12 protein-coding genes and 1 pseudogene are annotated in these 15450 nt (G+C 61.3%); 4 read left to right on the plus strand and 9 right to left on the minus strand.

Annotated elements, in window-relative coordinates; all coding sequences use genetic code 11:
• Positions 1-33: 33 nt before the first annotated feature.
• Positions 34-342, minus strand: coding sequence for a hypothetical protein (locus F3K02_RS08420; protein ID WP_177135432.1), 309 nt, complete (start codon positions 340-342; stop codon positions 34-36).
• A 92-nt stretch (positions 343-434) separates the two neighbouring features.
• Here F3K02_RS08420 and F3K02_RS08425 point away from each other — a divergent pair, with 92 nt between their 5' ends.
• Positions 435-1031 (plus strand): 3'-5' exonuclease, encoded by a 597-nt coding sequence (locus F3K02_RS08425; RefSeq protein ID WP_177135059.1) that lies wholly within the window; start codon positions 435-437, stop codon positions 1029-1031.
• 4 nt (positions 1032-1035) lie between these two features.
• Here the strand turns inward: F3K02_RS08425 and F3K02_RS08430 are convergent, their stop codons facing one another.
• Both F3K02_RS08430 and cysQ read right to left on the minus strand, forming a co-directional pair.
• The gene (locus F3K02_RS08430; protein WP_177135061.1) at positions 1036-2772 is read right to left on the minus strand and encodes an SLC13 family permease; all 1737 of its coding nucleotides are present in this window, start codon (positions 2770-2772) and stop codon (positions 1036-1038) included.
• Between the two features lie 10 nt (positions 2773-2782).
• Positions 2783-3553, minus strand: coding sequence for a 3'(2'),5'-bisphosphate nucleotidase CysQ (gene cysQ, locus F3K02_RS08435; protein ID WP_177135063.1), 771 nt, complete (start codon positions 3551-3553; stop codon positions 2783-2785).
• A gap of 147 nt (positions 3554-3700) precedes the next feature.
• On the opposite strand from cysQ, the pseudogene F3K02_RS27460 reads away from it, so the two are divergent.
• The 3 genes and pseudogenes from F3K02_RS27460 to cysN form a co-directional block, all read left to right on the plus strand.
• Positions 3701-3838: pseudogene (locus tag F3K02_RS27460) on the plus strand (hypothetical protein); the annotation flags it as partial.
• A 570-nt stretch (positions 3839-4408) separates the two neighbouring features.
• A complete protein-coding gene (gene cysD / locus F3K02_RS27960) occupies positions 4409-5338 on the plus strand; it encodes a sulfate adenylyltransferase subunit CysD (protein ID WP_425485576.1) in 930 nt (309 codons plus the stop codon).
• A complete protein-coding gene (gene cysN, locus F3K02_RS08445; protein ID WP_177135065.1) occupies positions 5338-7239 on the plus strand; it encodes a sulfate adenylyltransferase subunit CysN in 1902 nt (633 codons plus the stop codon). Before cysD ends, cysN begins: the two co-directional genes overlap by 1 nt.
• A gap of 471 nt (positions 7240-7710) precedes the next feature.
• On the opposite strand, the gene F3K02_RS08450 is transcribed toward cysN, so the two are convergent.
• The 6 genes from F3K02_RS08450 to F3K02_RS08475 all read right to left on the minus strand — a co-directional run bounded on the left by F3K02_RS08450 (position 7711) and on the right by F3K02_RS08475 (position 15279).
• Positions 7711-8139, minus strand: a complete 429-nt coding sequence (locus F3K02_RS08450) for a hypothetical protein (protein ID WP_177135067.1) — start codon at positions 8137-8139, stop codon at positions 7711-7713.
• A complete protein-coding gene (locus F3K02_RS08455; protein ID WP_177135069.1) occupies positions 8124-8696 on the minus strand; it encodes a type II toxin-antitoxin system MqsA family antitoxin in 573 nt (190 codons plus the stop codon). The genes F3K02_RS08450 and F3K02_RS08455 overlap by 16 nt, the downstream gene beginning before the upstream one ends.
• A 13-nt stretch (positions 8697-8709) precedes the next feature.
• Positions 8710-9126, minus strand: coding sequence for a hypothetical protein (locus F3K02_RS08460; RefSeq protein WP_177135070.1), 417 nt, complete (start codon positions 9124-9126; stop codon positions 8710-8712).
• A 63-nt stretch (positions 9127-9189) separates the two neighbouring features.
• Positions 9190-10377: a GIY-YIG nuclease family protein gene (locus tag F3K02_RS08465; RefSeq protein WP_177135072.1), complete on the minus strand. Its 1188-nt coding sequence runs from the start codon at positions 10375-10377 to the stop codon at positions 9190-9192.
• Positions 10370-12493 carry a DEAD/DEAH box helicase gene (locus F3K02_RS08470; RefSeq protein ID WP_177135074.1) on the minus strand — a complete coding sequence of 708 codons (2124 nt, stop codon included), beginning with the start codon at positions 12491-12493 and terminating at the stop codon, positions 10370-10372. The genes F3K02_RS08465 and F3K02_RS08470 overlap by 8 nt, the downstream gene beginning before the upstream one ends.
• Positions 12490-15279, minus strand: a complete 2790-nt coding sequence (locus tag F3K02_RS08475) for a class I SAM-dependent DNA methyltransferase (protein ID WP_177135076.1) — start codon at positions 15277-15279, stop codon at positions 12490-12492. The genes F3K02_RS08470 and F3K02_RS08475 overlap by 4 nt, the downstream gene beginning before the upstream one ends.
• Positions 15280-15450 lie beyond the last annotated feature (171 nt).

Below are 15450 nucleotides of genomic sequence, written 5' to 3' on the forward strand. Positions count from 1 at the left end.
GAGCGCCCAGGGAGGACGTGAACGGGGTAGCGATTATGCGGGCAAGTCGATCTGGTAGCTGCCTTCGTCCAGGTGCCGGTGCGGGCCGAACACCGCTTCGATGGCCGCGGTTTCGGCCAGCTGCCAGTGTTCGAGCACCGTGCGCTCCTCCACCGTGAGCGCCTCGGGGTCTGGCGTGTCGCCGTAACGGGCCACGATGGCCTGGTAGGCCAAATACACCGGCGCCACCAGCGCGGCATCGCCCAGAGCGGACTCCAGCGCTTTGCGGAACAGCCGCTCGGCCGCCTGGCGCTGGGCGGGCGTGGTGTCGTCGGAGACGTAGAGCTGGAGCGTGTAGGTCATGAAGGCATCGGGCACAAAGGGGTGCATCGGGGCGCGTTGCACAATGCTTTGATTATCGATCCCGCCTGCAGCTGCCACCCGCCACCGACGCCATGCAAACCACCCGCCCCACGCCCGACAAGGAAGCCATCGCCCTGCTGCCCGAATTTGACCGCCTGGGTCTGGACCGCATCACGCTGGTGGACAACGTGGTGCAAGCCCGCGAAGCCGCGGCTGCGTTGTACGACCAAGTAGCCTGGGGCTTCGACACCGAGAGCAAACCCACGTTCTTCAAGGACCAGGTGTCCGACGGGCCGCACATCGTGCAGCTCGCCACGCTGCAGCACGCCTGGGTGTTCCAGCTGCACGACCCGGCCTGCCGCGAGCTGGTGGCGGGCCTGCTCGCCGACGCCGCGTTCACAAAAGCCGGTTTTGGCCTCGGCGACGACACCAAGCGCATCGTGAGCAAACTGCTGGTGGAACCGGCCGGCGTGCTGGAGCTCAACCACGTCTTTCGCCAGCAGGGTTACCGCAAGGACATGGGCGTGAAGGGCGCGGTGGCGGTGCTGTTCAACCAGCGCTTCATCAAGTCAAAAAAGGCCGCCACCTCCAACTGGGCGAATCCACGGTTGAGCGAGGCGCAGCTGGTTTACGCGGCGAACGATGCGTATGCGGCGGCGCGGGTGCACGCGGCGCTGCGCCTCTCTTGAGGCATCACCCGACCGTCAGCGGGAAGAAGATGGGCGTGAGCGTGAGCACCACCACCGAATAGGTCAGACTCACCGGCAGGCCGGCGCGGAAGAAGTCGGTCACACGGTAGTGACCCGGCGACATGACCATCAGGTGGGTCTGGTAACCAAAGGGAATGAGGAAGCCGGCGCTGGCGCCATAGGCGACGATCAGCACGAAGGCCGTGGGATCGACGCCGAAAGCGCGCGCGGTGGCCAACCCGATCGGAAACGCCAGCGCGGCGGCTGCGTTGTTCGTCACCAGCTCGGTCAGCAGCAGCGTCAACAGATACACGCCGACCAGCCCGCCGTACACCCCCGTGCCGTCAAAGAGCTGGCGCATCCAGCCGGCCAGCAACTGCGCCGCACCGGACGACTCGATGCCCTTGGCCAGTGCCAGCGCCGAGCCGATCACCATGAGCAGCTCGAACGGGAAGCGGCGCCGCACCTCGCCCAGCGTGAGCAACCGCGTGGCCAGGAACACCACCATCAGCAGCATCAGGCTGGTGAGCAGGTCCACCCGCTCCGTGACCGACGCGGCGATGGCCAGCGCAAAACCGCCCAGCGCCAGCGCACTCTGCCCACCGCTGAGCTGGGGGCGCACCAGGGTGTCGCCCAGCACGTGGAAATTGCGGTCCAGGTTGTGGTGCTGCGCAAAATCGGCGCCCACCGCCAGCAGCAGCGCGTCGCCCACCTTCAGGGGGATGCGCCCCAGCTGTCCGGTCAGGCGCTTGTCGCCCCGGCGGATGCCCATCACGCCCGCGTCGAACATGGTGCGGAAGTCCACCTCGCGCAAGGTCTTGTTGGCCAGTTCCGAAGTGCTGGCGATGATCACCTCCACCTGGTTGGAGCCCAGCAGGGCATCCGAGCGCGTGCCAAACACCTCCAGGCCGCGGACGTGGTGCAAGGTCTGGAATTTGTTCACATCACCGGTGAACAGCAGGACATCGCCCGCCTGAAGGATTTCTTCCGGCCCCACCGGGCTGATGAGGTGGCCCTGGCGCTCGATCTCCAGCAGGAACAGCCCGTCCAGGTGGCGCAGGCCATTGACCTCGATGGACCGGCCCACCAGCGGGGCGCCGGGCGCAACACGGGCCTCCAGGAAATACGGCTGCTGGTTGTCGGCCTCGCCGGGGAGGTGTCGCGGCAGCCAGCGGGCGGTGACCAGCATGACACCCATGCAGGCCAGCGCCACCGGCACACCCACCCAGCTGAGCTGGAACATGCCGATCGGAGGCAGGTGGTTGTCGATGGCGAAGGCATTGACGACCAGGTTGGTGGACGTTCCCACCAGGGTGGTCACGCCCCCCAGAATGGCCGAGTAAGAGAGCGGTATGAGCAGCCGTGAGGGAGCAATGAGCTTCTGCCGCGAAATGCTGCCCATCAGGATGCCGACCACCGCGGTGTTGTTCAGAAAGGCCGACAGCGCCGTGGTGGCGGTCATGAGCTTGAAACTGGCCCACGACTCGGGCCCGCTGAGCACACGGTGCGTCACGCGTTCGATGAGCACCGATCGCTCCAGCACCAGAGACACCACCAACAGCAGGATCACCGTGATCAGGGCCGGGTTGGTGTAGCTCGCCAGAAGAGATTTCTGGTCGATCAGCCCGGCGAGGTGGTAGGCCAGCGCCCAGAGGGAGAACAGCACCGAGGCCGGCCAGCGCCCATGGATGAGCAGCCCCAGCAGCAGGGCGATGGAGGCCAGCGTCAGATACGCCGTCATCTGCGGCTGCTCAGCGCAGCCCCCAGGCGGCAAAGTGGGGGTTGTCCAGGCCCGGTTTGCCGTAGCGCAGCGGCTGACCATCCAGCCGCTCGACCGTGCCACCAGCACCGCTGAGCACCGCGTGGCCGGCTGCGATGTCCCACTCCATGGTGCGGCCCAGACGGGGGTACACATCGGCCTGCCCGCTGGCCACGAGGCACAGTTTGAGGGAGGAGCCGGCGCTCACGTTGCGTGCGACCTTGCGCCCGGCCAGAAACGCGTCCAGTGCGGCCGCGTCGCCGTGCGAGCGGCTGGCCACCACCGACAGGCCTTCGGGCGGCACGGCGCGGCAGGCGATCGGTGTGCGCTGCCCGCCCTGCTCCAACCACGCGCCCAGACCCACGCCACCAGCGTACAGCGCGTCCAGGGCTGGCGCGAGCACCACGCCGAGCACAGGCTGTCCGTGCTCGATCAACGCGATGTTCACCGTGAACTCGCCGTTGCGGCTGATGAATTCCTTGGTGCCATCCAGTGGATCCACCAGCCAGAATCGTTCACCGATGGCGGGCTGTGCGCCACCCGACACCGCCTCTTCGCCCACCACCGGAATCCCGGGTGTGAGTCGCATCAGCGCTTCGGTGATCAGGTCTTCCGCCTGCTGGTCGGCCGCTGTCACCGGCGAGGCGTCGTCTTTGCTGAGCACGTCGAAGTCGGTGGCGTACACCGCCATCACCCGCTCGCCGGCGGCGCGCACGATGGGCACGAGTTGCTGCAGCAGGTCGGTGTGGTTCGGTGCGCTCATGGGCCGTACTCCGTCGGTGAAACCATGCCAACAATTCTATCGATTGGTTTAATATTGCCAATCTAATTAAATGTTTAACACTGGGAGAGCCCTTTGAGCGGCAACCAGCTCACGGTCGAGGCCTTGAACAGCCAGCGTCGCCAGGCGGTGCAACTGCGCCTCGAAGGCCATACGCTGAGCGCCGTGAAACAGGTCACCCAGCTGAGCGCGCCCACCATCATTTCGGCGGTCAAGGCTTTCAGGGCGGGCGGCTGGGCCGCTGTCACGGTCAACCCCCGACGCGGGCGACCGGCGGCGCAGACATCGGCCTTCGGCCCCTCTCTGGAACTGGCCCTGCTGCGCCACATGCTCAGCGGCGACGGCCCGGCCGCCTGGAATGTGAACCAGGTGGTGCTGTGGTTCAAAGAACACGGTTTGGTGGTAGGTCGGACCGGCATCCTTCAGTGGTGCCGCCGCATCGGCCTCTACCTGCCCGATCAAACCCTGCCGCCAGGCCTGCTCGGTCACAAGTGTTATCGGCTGCGCAGCTTCACGTTGCGGCTCGACCCCGGCCACTACCAGGCCTTGGGCTGCAGACCCGTCAGCCGGGTTGCGATCGACAGCCGGGGCGCCATCCACTGGCGCCTGCACGCGAGCGACGCCCTGCAGGCCAGCGACCATCTGGCGCTGTGGCGTCCGCTGGTCGATGCCAGCCACAAACCCACCACCTTGCTGCTGGCGGGCGCCAGCACTCTGCAGCGCCTGCCGGAGATCGCCGCCTGGCTGCAGCAGCGCAGCGGGTCGGTGGCCCTCCAGGAACCCGAGGGGACCGACGCCACGGACACCCCCGCCCGCCCGACCACTCGCCACCCCCTTCTGTCACCCCAGTCATCCGAAAGCCCACCCATGACGCTGACCCACCTGCAACGGCTGGAAGCCGAGAGCATCCACATCATGCGAGAGGTCGTGGCCGAAACGGACAACCCGGTCATGCTCTACTCCATCGGCAAGGACAGCGCGGTCATGCTGCACCTGGCGATGAAGGCGTTCTACCCATCCAAACCCCCGTTCAAGCTGCTGCACGTGGACACGCGCTGGAAGTTCCGCGAGATGTACGCCTTCCGCGACCGCATGGCCAAAGAGCTGGGGCTGGAGCTGCTGGTGCACATCAACCCGGACGGCATCGAGAAGGACATCAACCCCTTCACGCACGGTTCGGCGATCCACACGGACATCATGAAGACCGACGGCCTGAAACAAGCGCTCGATATCTACGGTTTTGATGCGGCCTTTGGCGGTGCGCGCCGCGACGAAGAAAAGTCCCGCGCCAAGGAGCGCATTTTCTCGTTCCGCTCCGGGCAGCACCGCTGGGACCCCAAGAACCAGCGCCCCGAGCTCTGGAAGCTCTACAACGCGCGCAAGCACAAGGGCGAGTCGATCCGCGTGTTCCCGATCTCGAACTGGACCGAGCTCGACATCTGGCAATACATCTACCTGCAGAACATCCCTATCGTGCCGCTGTACTACGCGGCCGAGCGCCCGGTGGTCCACCGGGACGGCACCCTGATCATGGTGGACGACGACCGCATGCCGCTCAAGCCGGGCGAAGTACCGTTGATGAAAAAGGTGCGCTTTCGCACCTTGGGCTGCTACCCGCTCACCGGCGCCGTGGAATCCGAAGCCGCGACGCTGCCCGAGATCATCCAGGAGATGCTCCTGACCACCACCTCCGAACGCCAGGGCCGCGTGATCGACCACGATTCCGCCGCATCCATGGAGAAGAAGAAGCAGGAAGGGTATTTCTGATGGCACACGTTTCCGACCTCATCGCCACCGACATCGGCCAGTACCTCAAGGCCCACGAACACAAGAGCCTGCTGCGCTTCATCACCTGCGGCAGCGTGGACGACGGCAAGAGCACGCTCATCGGGCGCCTGCTCTACGAGTCCAAGATGCTGTTCGAAGACCAGTTGGCCGCGGTGGAAGCCGACTCGAAGAAATTCGGCACCCAGGGCGACGCCATCGACTTTGCCCTGCTGGTGGACGGCCTGGCCGCCGAGCGCGAACAGGGCATCACCATCGACGTGGCCTACCGCTTCTTCTCCACCGACAAACGCAAGTTCATCGTCGCCGACACCCCCGGCCACGAGCAGTACACGCGCAACATGGTCACCGGCGCCTCGACGGCCGACGTCGCCATCCTGATGGTGGACGCGCGCAAAGGCATCCTCACGCAGACGCGCCGCCACAGCTACCTCACCTCGCTGATCGGCATCCGCCACACCGTGGTCGCCATCAACAAGATGGACCTGGTGGACTACAGCGAGAAAACCTACCGCAGGATCGTCGAAGACTTCGAAGCCTTCGCCAGGCAGATCGGCCTGAGCGACGTCACCTTCATCCCGTTGTCGGCCTTCAAGGGCGACAACATCATCGAGCCCAGCGACCGCATGCCCTGGTTCCACGGCACCACGCTCATGGGCTACCTGGAAACGGTGGAAATCGACGAGGCACGCCAGCAGAAGACCCCGTTCCGCATGCCGGTGCAATGGGTCAACCGCCCCCACCTCGACTTCCGCGGTTTCGCTGGCACCATCGCGGGCGGCATGGTGAAGGTCGGCGACCGCATCCGTGTCCAGCCCTCGGGCAAGGAAAGCACCGTTGAGCGCATCGTCACCTTCGATGGCGACCTGCAACAGGCCGTGGCCGGCCAGTCCATCACCTTGACCCTGACCGACGAGATCGACATCTCGCGCGGCGACATCCTCTCGCAGGCGCAAGCGCCCGCCGGCGTGGCCGACCAGTTCGAGACCACCATCGTCTGGATGCACGAAGAACCGCTCTTCCCCGGCCGCCCCTACCTGCTCAAGATCGGCACCAAGACCGTCACCGCCACCGTGACCGAGATCAAGTACCAGGTCAACGTCAACACCATGGAGCACATCGCAGCCAAGAAGCTCGATCTGAACGCCATCGGCGTCTGCAACGTGAATCTCGACCGCGCCGTTGCCTTCGACCCCTACGCCGAAGACCGCGACACCGGCGGTTTCATCCTGATCGACCGCCTGTCCAACAACACCGTGGGCGCCGGTCTGCTGCACTTCGCACTGCGCCGCAGCCAGAACATCCACCTGCAGCACGTGGACGTGCACAAGGCGGCGCGCAGCGAGCAAAAGGCCCAGAAACCCTGCGTGCTCTGGTTCACCGGTCTCTCCGGCGCCGGCAAATCCACCATCGCCAACCTGGTCGAAAAGAAGCTGTTTGCCATGGGGCGCCACACCTACCTGCTGGACGGCGACAACGTCCGCCATGGCCTGAACAAGGACCTCGGATTCACGGAAGAAGACCGTGTGGAGAACATCCGCCGCGTGGGCGAAGTCGCACGCCTCATGGTGGACGCCGGCCTGATCGTCCTCACCGCCTTCATCTCGCCGTTCAGGGCCGAACGCCAGCTGGCCCGCTCGCTGGTGGCCGAAGGCGAGTTCATCGAAGTGTTCGTGGACACACCGCTGGCCGTTGCCGAGGAGCGCGACGTCAAGGGCCTCTACAAAAAAGCCCGGCGCGGTGATCTGAAGAATTTCACCGGCATCGACTCGCCGTATGAACGCCCACAGAACGCGGAGGTGGTGCTGCCGGCTTCGACCATTTCATCCGAGGAAGCGGCCGAGCGCGTGATCGAGCTGCTGCGGGAGCGCGGCATCGTGTGACGATCCTGACAGGGTCAACCGCCTTCGAGACAAGCGCACAACGGCTGCCCATGGGTTGAAACCAGGGCACAAAAAGAAAAAGGGCTTGCTGCTAGATTTCTAGCAACAAGCCCTTGAAACGTGGCGGGATTCCAAGGAATCACCTAAGCAATTGATTTTATTGAATATCGTCCGTAGCAACGTAGTTTTGTTCCCCGTTTTGTTCCCCGGTCGTGGCTCGGATACCCAGTTTCCGGGGTGCGTTTACGGATCGACTTTTCAGCTCATTATTCGATGTGTCCAAAAAGCCACGATCTAACGCGGCACGCGCGCCCTGGGTCGTAGGTCGCCGTCGTAATGGTCCCGTCCACAACCCGCTTTATCAATGACGTGCAGCGGAACCAAAAACCACTCTCGGGGCCGCACATAGTGCAGGGTACCGCAGGTGTACCGAGACACAAATGGGTGAAGTTCACGGAACCACCCCCCTAGCTACATGGTCAAACCAAGAGGGAGATTCCTCGCATCAAAGCCCATTGCCTGCAACTCTCGCCGGAAGTGCGTCATGGCCAGGGGATAGGCCTGGGCCACAAGCATGTACTGGTAGGACTCCTGTTCCATCAGTGGAGCCACCGTTGCCTCAGTCACTTCGGGCATGTAGTTGAATTTGGCCTCGTAGAGACCTTTGAACGACGCAGGCTCTGCGTTGCCTTGTTCGCTTTTGGCCTGCGCAATGAGCTCAATTTTCACGGCCGCTTGTAGCCCTGCACCCGATACCTTGGGCACGGCCAGCGCCATTTGAATGTCCTGCTGCAACTCCAAGGCCCATCGAGCGCCGTCGGCCTCAGCCCTGTTGTCGCCGTGGAAGGATAGAACCCGCAACGACGCCAAAATTGGGCGCGTGTTCATTTGCTCAAGCATTGCACCTCTCCATGAGCAATTCGCCGGAACTCTCTGGGGTTGTAGACCTTATCCACCAGTGCGCCGTTATCTCGTGTTAGCGGCACACGGATAAGTTGTGGGCGAGCGGGAGCCACCACCTTCTCAACCACGAATTCGGCTCTCATGCCCTTCTCATCGACCAACTCCCAGAAAGCGGCAGCGCTACGACGGATGAGACGAAGTAAGGTGTCCATGGACTCCGACTGAGCTACGTCGTCGTTCTCGTACTTTGAGAATGCAACAGGGCCACCCCCAAACAATTCTGCAGCATTACCCTGGGTCAAGTTGTACTGCTGGCGCAATGCTGTGATCTCGGCGCCCGTGAGCAAGCCGTCTACCCTCTTGCGAAATGCCATCAGTACCCGCTTGTTCAGCTTGCTCTCGGCTGCCCCGGCAAAGTCCGAAGTGCAGGTGTCGCAAAGCTTGAAGTGCAAAGGCAGGGCTTCCTTTTGGCCTTTGTATTCGCTCTCAACCATTTGAACCTGCTCGGTGACATGGCCTTCACCGCAGATCGGGCAAAGTTCTTGTGCGCTCATGGCGACACTCCTTTCAAGGGTGGCAAGACACCATCAGCACTAGGGTACCGGTCTTGCTCACTGCAAATTTCAAAAAATAATCCATCTGAAGGGCCTGCCCGGTGGCAGGCGCTCTCTCGAATCGACGAATGCTGTAGGCGTCGCACGCAGCGACAGCACCTTTGCCGTTTTCACACCATTCCGAATCAATGTAGTCCGACTTCTTCAGACTACCTATGAGATCAGCGACCCGCTGTAGATCGTCGTCAAACCACTTACGTAAATCGTTACGACACTTATCTGTCCATGCCTTGAGCTTCTCTTCGTCTTGAACCAGCGCCTGCACCGCTGCCAGTTCATACAGCGGCCCTCTAGCTATCTTGATCCGCCCGGTACCGAGCACTGCGGGAGGATTGTTACTGTACTCTGAAAGAACGAAGATTTTTACCATCGTGGTAATTTTCGACCAACGGCCAAGGTTAAGGAGTGAGCGATGCTGGATGCAATTACAGCACTATGAGTCTTGAACCAGTCTTGCTGACTCTGGGTCGTACGCCATTCCGGTGATCGATCCACTCACCAACAACGTCACCGCCTCGTCGATCACATGCAGCGGCACCAGGAACCACTCCCTGGGCCGCACAGGATGCCCGAAGCGGTCCTGGATCGTCAGGTCCAACTGGGCTGCAGCGAAGATGCGGTGAAACAGGTTCTCAAGCTTCGTGCGGTTGATGCCGGCCAGCTTGTAGGTCGCAACGATCTCCACCTCGGCAAGCAGGTACGTTGCCTCAAGAGCGGCATTGGCGATTCGGGTCTCGACCTTGCCACCGGTGACGCCGATCTTGTGGACCAACTCCCGGTGTTCGGACACATAGGGATGATCTGACTTGCTGCGCAGCACGTAGATGGTGCCGCTTTCAATGTCGCTCTCTTCCATGGTCTCGCCAAACAGAGGGCCCATTCCGGGGTCTGTGAGGCGTCGGCCAGTTTCGTCTTTGTACAAGGCTCGCTGCAGAGAGCGGCGCAGCAGGTTGCTCTCCGTGCCGTTTGAGTAGATGACGCGCAAGCGCGCATCGCTTTCGCCATTGGGGGCTTTGATCTGGTCGCCCACCTCGGCAACGTAGGCAAGCTGGCCACTCAAGATGAAGTAGTTGCCATTGAGGATGCTGGCATCGCGGCCAAACGGCAGGGCCTTTCGCACGCCGGATTTCAGCTCACGCTCCACCTGATCAAACAGCGGTTGGAAACGCTCGAAATCAGCGCACGGGGTACGGTCTGCCACCTCTTCCGCTGCGCGTATGGCGGCGCTGGAACGCACATGCCGCAGCACGGTGATGTCGTCTTCGGCCAGTGCGGCACTCTCGACACCCAACTCAGCCAGCAGCGCGTCTTCGTCGAGTGCATCGACATCGGCCACAGTACTGGAGGCACTGGCAAGCATGCCAGGCCCGTCCAGCGCTGCCAGCAGGGCGTGCGCCTCCGGCAGCTTGCGCAACTGATCCAGCCTCACGGCATACAGCCGCTCGAAGATGTCGCGGTCCTCGCCATGTTGCGGTGCGCGCCCGTGCGTATGATGAAAGCGCAGGATGTCTTCAAAGCCCGCGATGATGCGTTCTTCGCGCGGCGTACGGCTTGATGACTTGAGCGGTGTCACGTCAACGCCCAGCGCGTCCAGCAGTTCGTCGTCGTCCATGTCAGCCATTGGCGGCGCTCCCTTGTGCTTGCACTGCCTTTGCTTGGGCACGGTAGCGCGCAAAGGCGGCCACGCCTTCGGCCATGCGTTTCTCCCAGGCGTCGGCAGAGTTTATGTCCGGCAGGCGGCCACGCTCGTTCTTGAACTGCAAGGCCCTCTTGGACAGGTCGCGCGCTTCCTCCTCGGGGATGCTGACCTTCTTCGCCGCAATGGCGGCCTGAACCTGGCGCAGTGACTTCTCGTCCATCGCCTTGGCCAGCACCGCATAGGCGGCGTCGAAGGGGTTGATGCGGTCGATCAGGTCAATGTCAAGGTCTCGCACGTTGACGAACTTGCGCACACCGTCGAGCAGAGCCGTGCTGCCTTGCGCGGTGCTGCCGCCCGCTGCATCCGCCTGGGCCAGGGCCAGCTTCGCTTGCTGGGTGATGTTCATGGCGGCGATGGCGTGTTGCCGAATGGCCTCCTGGTCGCCCTCACTCAGCTCCGGGTAACGCTCGCGCACGATTTTGCCCATTCGCAACTGCGTCAGCTCTTCGGGCAAGGTGTTTTCCTTGTCGAACAGGCCGCGTTCCAGTGCGGTTTTGTCCTGCAAGAAGCTGGTCACCACCTCGTTCAAGTCTTCCTTGCAAATGCGAGTGGCTTCGGGCGTCACTGGCTTGGCCAGGCCGTTGATCTCGACGTGGTACTGGCCGGTGGCTTCGTTCACACCAACGTTGGTGCGACCTTCTTGGTAGCCCTCGCCGCCGTTGTAGACAAAGCCTCCTTGGGCGCCAGCATTCTTGGGCGTGAACTCATACCGCGGCGCCAGCACCTGCTCCATCAGCAAGCTGGCCGAAATGGCCTTGAGCATGTCGTTGACAGCTTCGGTCACCGCGGACTGTTCGGCTGTCGGCTCGGCAATTAGATTGGTGAAACGCGAACGCTCCTTGCCTTTGGCGTCACGCGTGGCGCGGCCAATGATTTGTACGATCTCCGTCAGGCTGCTGCGGTAGCCGATAGTCAGTGCGTGTTCGCACCAGATCCAGTCGAAGCCTTCCTTGGCCATGCCCAGCGCGATGATCACGTCCACATGGTCGCGGTTGTCCTTTTGCGCCGGGTCTTTCAGCGCGCCCAGCACCCGGGTGCGCTTGGCCGCGTCGCTGTCATCCACCAGGTCTGCCACCTTCAGCACGCGGCCCTCTTTGGTCTGAACCAAATGAAAGCCGGTGACGGGATCAACACCTGTCCAGGTGCCCAGGCCGTGCATGATCTCGTCGACTTCGCGCTGCTTGTCCTTCAGGCTTTCGCGTGCGTTGACGTTGGGGATGTGGACGATAGTCTTTAGTGCCGGGTCGAGCACCTTGGTAACCGCATCCACATAGGGGCCAGTGTAGAAAAAGTAGCCGATGTCCAGCGACTTGAGCCACTGGTATCCGTTGAGCTGCTCGTAGTAGGTATAGGTGACCGTCTCGAACTTCGATTCATCGGCCGGGCCCAGCACGGCCTCGCTATCGCCCCGGAAATAAGAGCCAGTCATGGCCACCAGATGCACCTTCTCGCGGGCGATAAAGGCGCCCAACTGGCTGCCCAGCACGTTGTCCGGGTTGCTGGAGACGTGGTGGAACTCGTCGATTGCGATCAGGCGGCTGTCGAAAGCCGCGATGCCCATTTCTTCCACCGCGAAGCGGAAGGTCGCGTGCGTACAGACCAGCACCTTGTCGCTGCTGGCCAGGAACTGGCGCACCGCGGCCACTTTGGACTTGGCCGCGCGAGGCTCGTCACCGCCTGGCGCGTTGCACAGGTTCCACTGCGGGGCTACCTGCCAATCCCAGTAGAAGCCGAAGCGGGTCAAGGCTTCGTCGGCAAAACTGCCACCGATGGACCGCTCGGGCACCACCACGATAGCCTGTTGCATGCCTTGGTTGTGCAGCTTGTCGAGCGCGATAAACATCAGCGCGCGGGACTTGCCCGAGGCCGGCGGCGACTTGATCAGCAGGTACTGTTCGCCCCGCTTGGCATAGGCACGCTCCTGCATGGCGCGCATGCCCAACTCATTGGCTTTGCTGGATGCGCCGGTGCGCGCAGTGGTGATGGATACCGAAGGCACGGTGTAGGCGTTGGTTGGGTTACTGGCTTGGTCGTTCATGCTGTTTTCTTCCTCCCTTTTGTTGCCTTTGCTGCAGGCTTGGCTTTTTCTGCGGTCGTCAACTTTGAATACAGCTCAAATAGCTTTTCCAGCCGCTCCGTGTCGTTCTTAAACCGGCGGCCGATGTAGATGCGCTCCAACACTTCGTCGTTGCGCTCGTGGGCATGACGCAGGTTGTCAGGCATGCTGTCAGGGTCGTACAGCTCGGCGATGGTCGCGGGGAAATGGGCTTCGCGGGCCAGCAAAATGTCTTCGGCGCACCGCGTCAGGTCGGCCTTGTTTTGCTCGGTGAGAAGCGGGATTTGGAACGTGTTCCAACCAAGGGTATTAGAAAAGCGAAAGTCGGTTTTTATCTTTCCGCACACAGCGCCGGTCCAGACAAGTGAAAGACGCGAAACGAATATAGCCACATTCCAAAGTGGCGGATTGTAAAATGAGAATGCTCCATCACCAACAATTGATCCTTCCGGCAAGGAGATTATCGGATAGTACTCCCTACTCTCAGATGAGTGTCGCGGTATCTGAAAAACAATTTCGGTACCAACCTGCCTAATTTGTTGAAAGGCGTAGGGACTATCCAATCCAGCTTTGGTTAGTGCTTTACCGCTATTGCCGCGCATCTCCGCGACCATGTCAAAGCGCCGCTGATACGCGGGAACATCTCTCAAAGCATGGTAATCTGGTTCTGCCGCCCAAATGCAATAGCGCCCAGCGCCATGTGTGGCGTCATGTGCGCCATAAAATGGGCGAATGACATGGGCGTATCCAGGCGCTGCCATCTTAAGGTCGGCAGCAACACTAGCATCGAAAATTAGGCCTCCACCATCGGCAGGCTTATTACCATTTACAACTGGCGCCATGCCATTTATGGGGTTTGTCTCATTTTTTACGTAAACGTCTTTGTACGGAACAAGATAGGCGTTTATGTTCGCTACATTCCTGACTATTGCACCCTCATCATCGAAGTAGCGGATAGCCCGCGGATTTCTTGCCAAGCCAACAATGCAGACAGACACACCTGCATTCTTGCTCGCCAAATTTGACCATTTGAAAGAAGTAACAGCAAATGATATACGTACGCCATCAGAGATACATTGCGGCCAAAAACGATAGACCTGCTCACCTTGGCATATGGAGTTAGTGGTAACAAAGGCGAAGGAAGCATCGCAGTGATTTAAAAAATATCTGGCTTTTTGAAAGAAGCCCAGAATGTAATCAAAGGATTTCCAGACCGGGAACGTTTCCCCAAATATCGCCTGCATATCAGATTTCTGGAGCATGTTCTGCTCTGTAGCCCCCTTATAGGGTGGATTGCCGCATATGTACGTCTCTCCACCTTCATTCTCAAAGTCAATTTCCGCTTGATCCAACGGTGTCTGGAACAAATCATCTGCCTTCACCTTCACGCCACTACCCGTGGGCGGGCAAATGCTCAACCAATCCAGCCGCAGGGCATTGCCACAGACGATCCAGTTCTGCGCATCCAGTGGCAAGAATTCGGCTAGCGCATCCTTCTGCCCTCGATACAACACATCGCACTGAAACTCAGCAATGATCAGCGCCAAGCGGGCAATCTCGGTCGGAAAATTGCGCAGCTCGATGCCGCGAAAATTGGTCAGCGGAATCTCGCTGCCAAGGTGCAGCTCACCCCGGCGGCGATTGATTTCCGCCTCGATCTCGCGCATCTGCTTATAGGCGATGACCAGGAAGTTGCCTGAACCGCAAGCCGGGTCAAAGACTCGGATGCGCGCCATGCGCTTGCGCAGGTTCAACAACTTTCGCTCGTTGTCGCCGGCCTCGTCCAGCGCGGTGCGCAGGTCGTCGAGGATCAACGGGTTCAACACCTTCAGGATGTTGGGCACGCTGGTGTAGTGCATGCCCAGTGCGCCGCGCTCCTCGTCGTCGGCCACCGCCTGGATCATGCTGCCGAAGATGTCTGGGTTGATCTCCCGCCAGCTCAAGGCACCTGCGTGCAGCAGGTAGGTGCGCGCCATGCGGGTAAAGCGCGGCACCTCGGTGCTGCCAGAGAACAGACCGCCGTTCACGTAAGGGAAACCGTTGGCCCAGTTTGGCAAACGGGGATGCTCGGTGACGCGGTTGGCCACCTTGATGTTCATGGCGCGGAAGATCTCTGACAGCACCTCATGGGTGTTGCTGCCATCGCTCGCGCTCATCTGGTCTACGGTCTGGGTGAACAGACCCTTGCCGTTGAAGATGTCAGTATCTTCAGCAAAGAAGCAGAACACCAGCCGCGCCATGAAGTGGTTCATGTCGCTGCGCCGTTCGTCCGTGGCCCAGGCCGGGTTCTCGCGCAGCAGTTCGACGTACAGCTTGTTCAGGCGCCCAGTAGCGCGGACGTCGATGGGGTTGTCTTTGATCTCCCTGATGGTGGAGATGCCAGCCAGGGGCAGCAGGAAGCCGAAGTGGTTCGGGAAATCTGCAAAGGAGCTCGCGATGGTTTCGCCGCTGGCCAGCTCTTCGGCTTCCAAGGTCTGCCCATCGGTGGCGAGAATGAACTTAGCCTTTGCCTTCGTCGTGGCCGGACTAGCGCGAAGCGCTTTAAGCGTGTCGCCCACGGCCCCGGCCGCACACACAGCCAGGTGGATGTTGTTGCGCAGCAGCACGCCACTCGCCACGTCCGAGGCGTTGTTGTTGCCAGTGCGCAAGCGCTTGAGCGTGGTGTCCTTGTTGCCGAAGGCGGCCAGGAAGGCGAAGGGAAACTCTGTAGCGTCAAAGGGCTGGAGTGCAAGATCAGATACCGCTGACTCGATTTCTACCGCGTTCAATTGTTGTTTCCTCAATGCCCAAGGTTGCGACTTTCGAAGCCCAGCAACAGCATAGCCAGATCACCAGCTTGCAGGCCCTGGCCGAAAACGGTTTCGTGGGGTGAGAAAAGTTGGTCCTGCCGCCAATCAGGGATTGCGCTTCATGCACCCCTAAACTGGCCACACCGATGA

It is taken from the genome of Hydrogenophaga aromaticivorans (genome assembly GCF_013387465.1).
GTDB lineage: Bacteria > Pseudomonadota > Gammaproteobacteria > Burkholderiales > Burkholderiaceae_C > Hydrogenophaga > Hydrogenophaga aromaticivorans.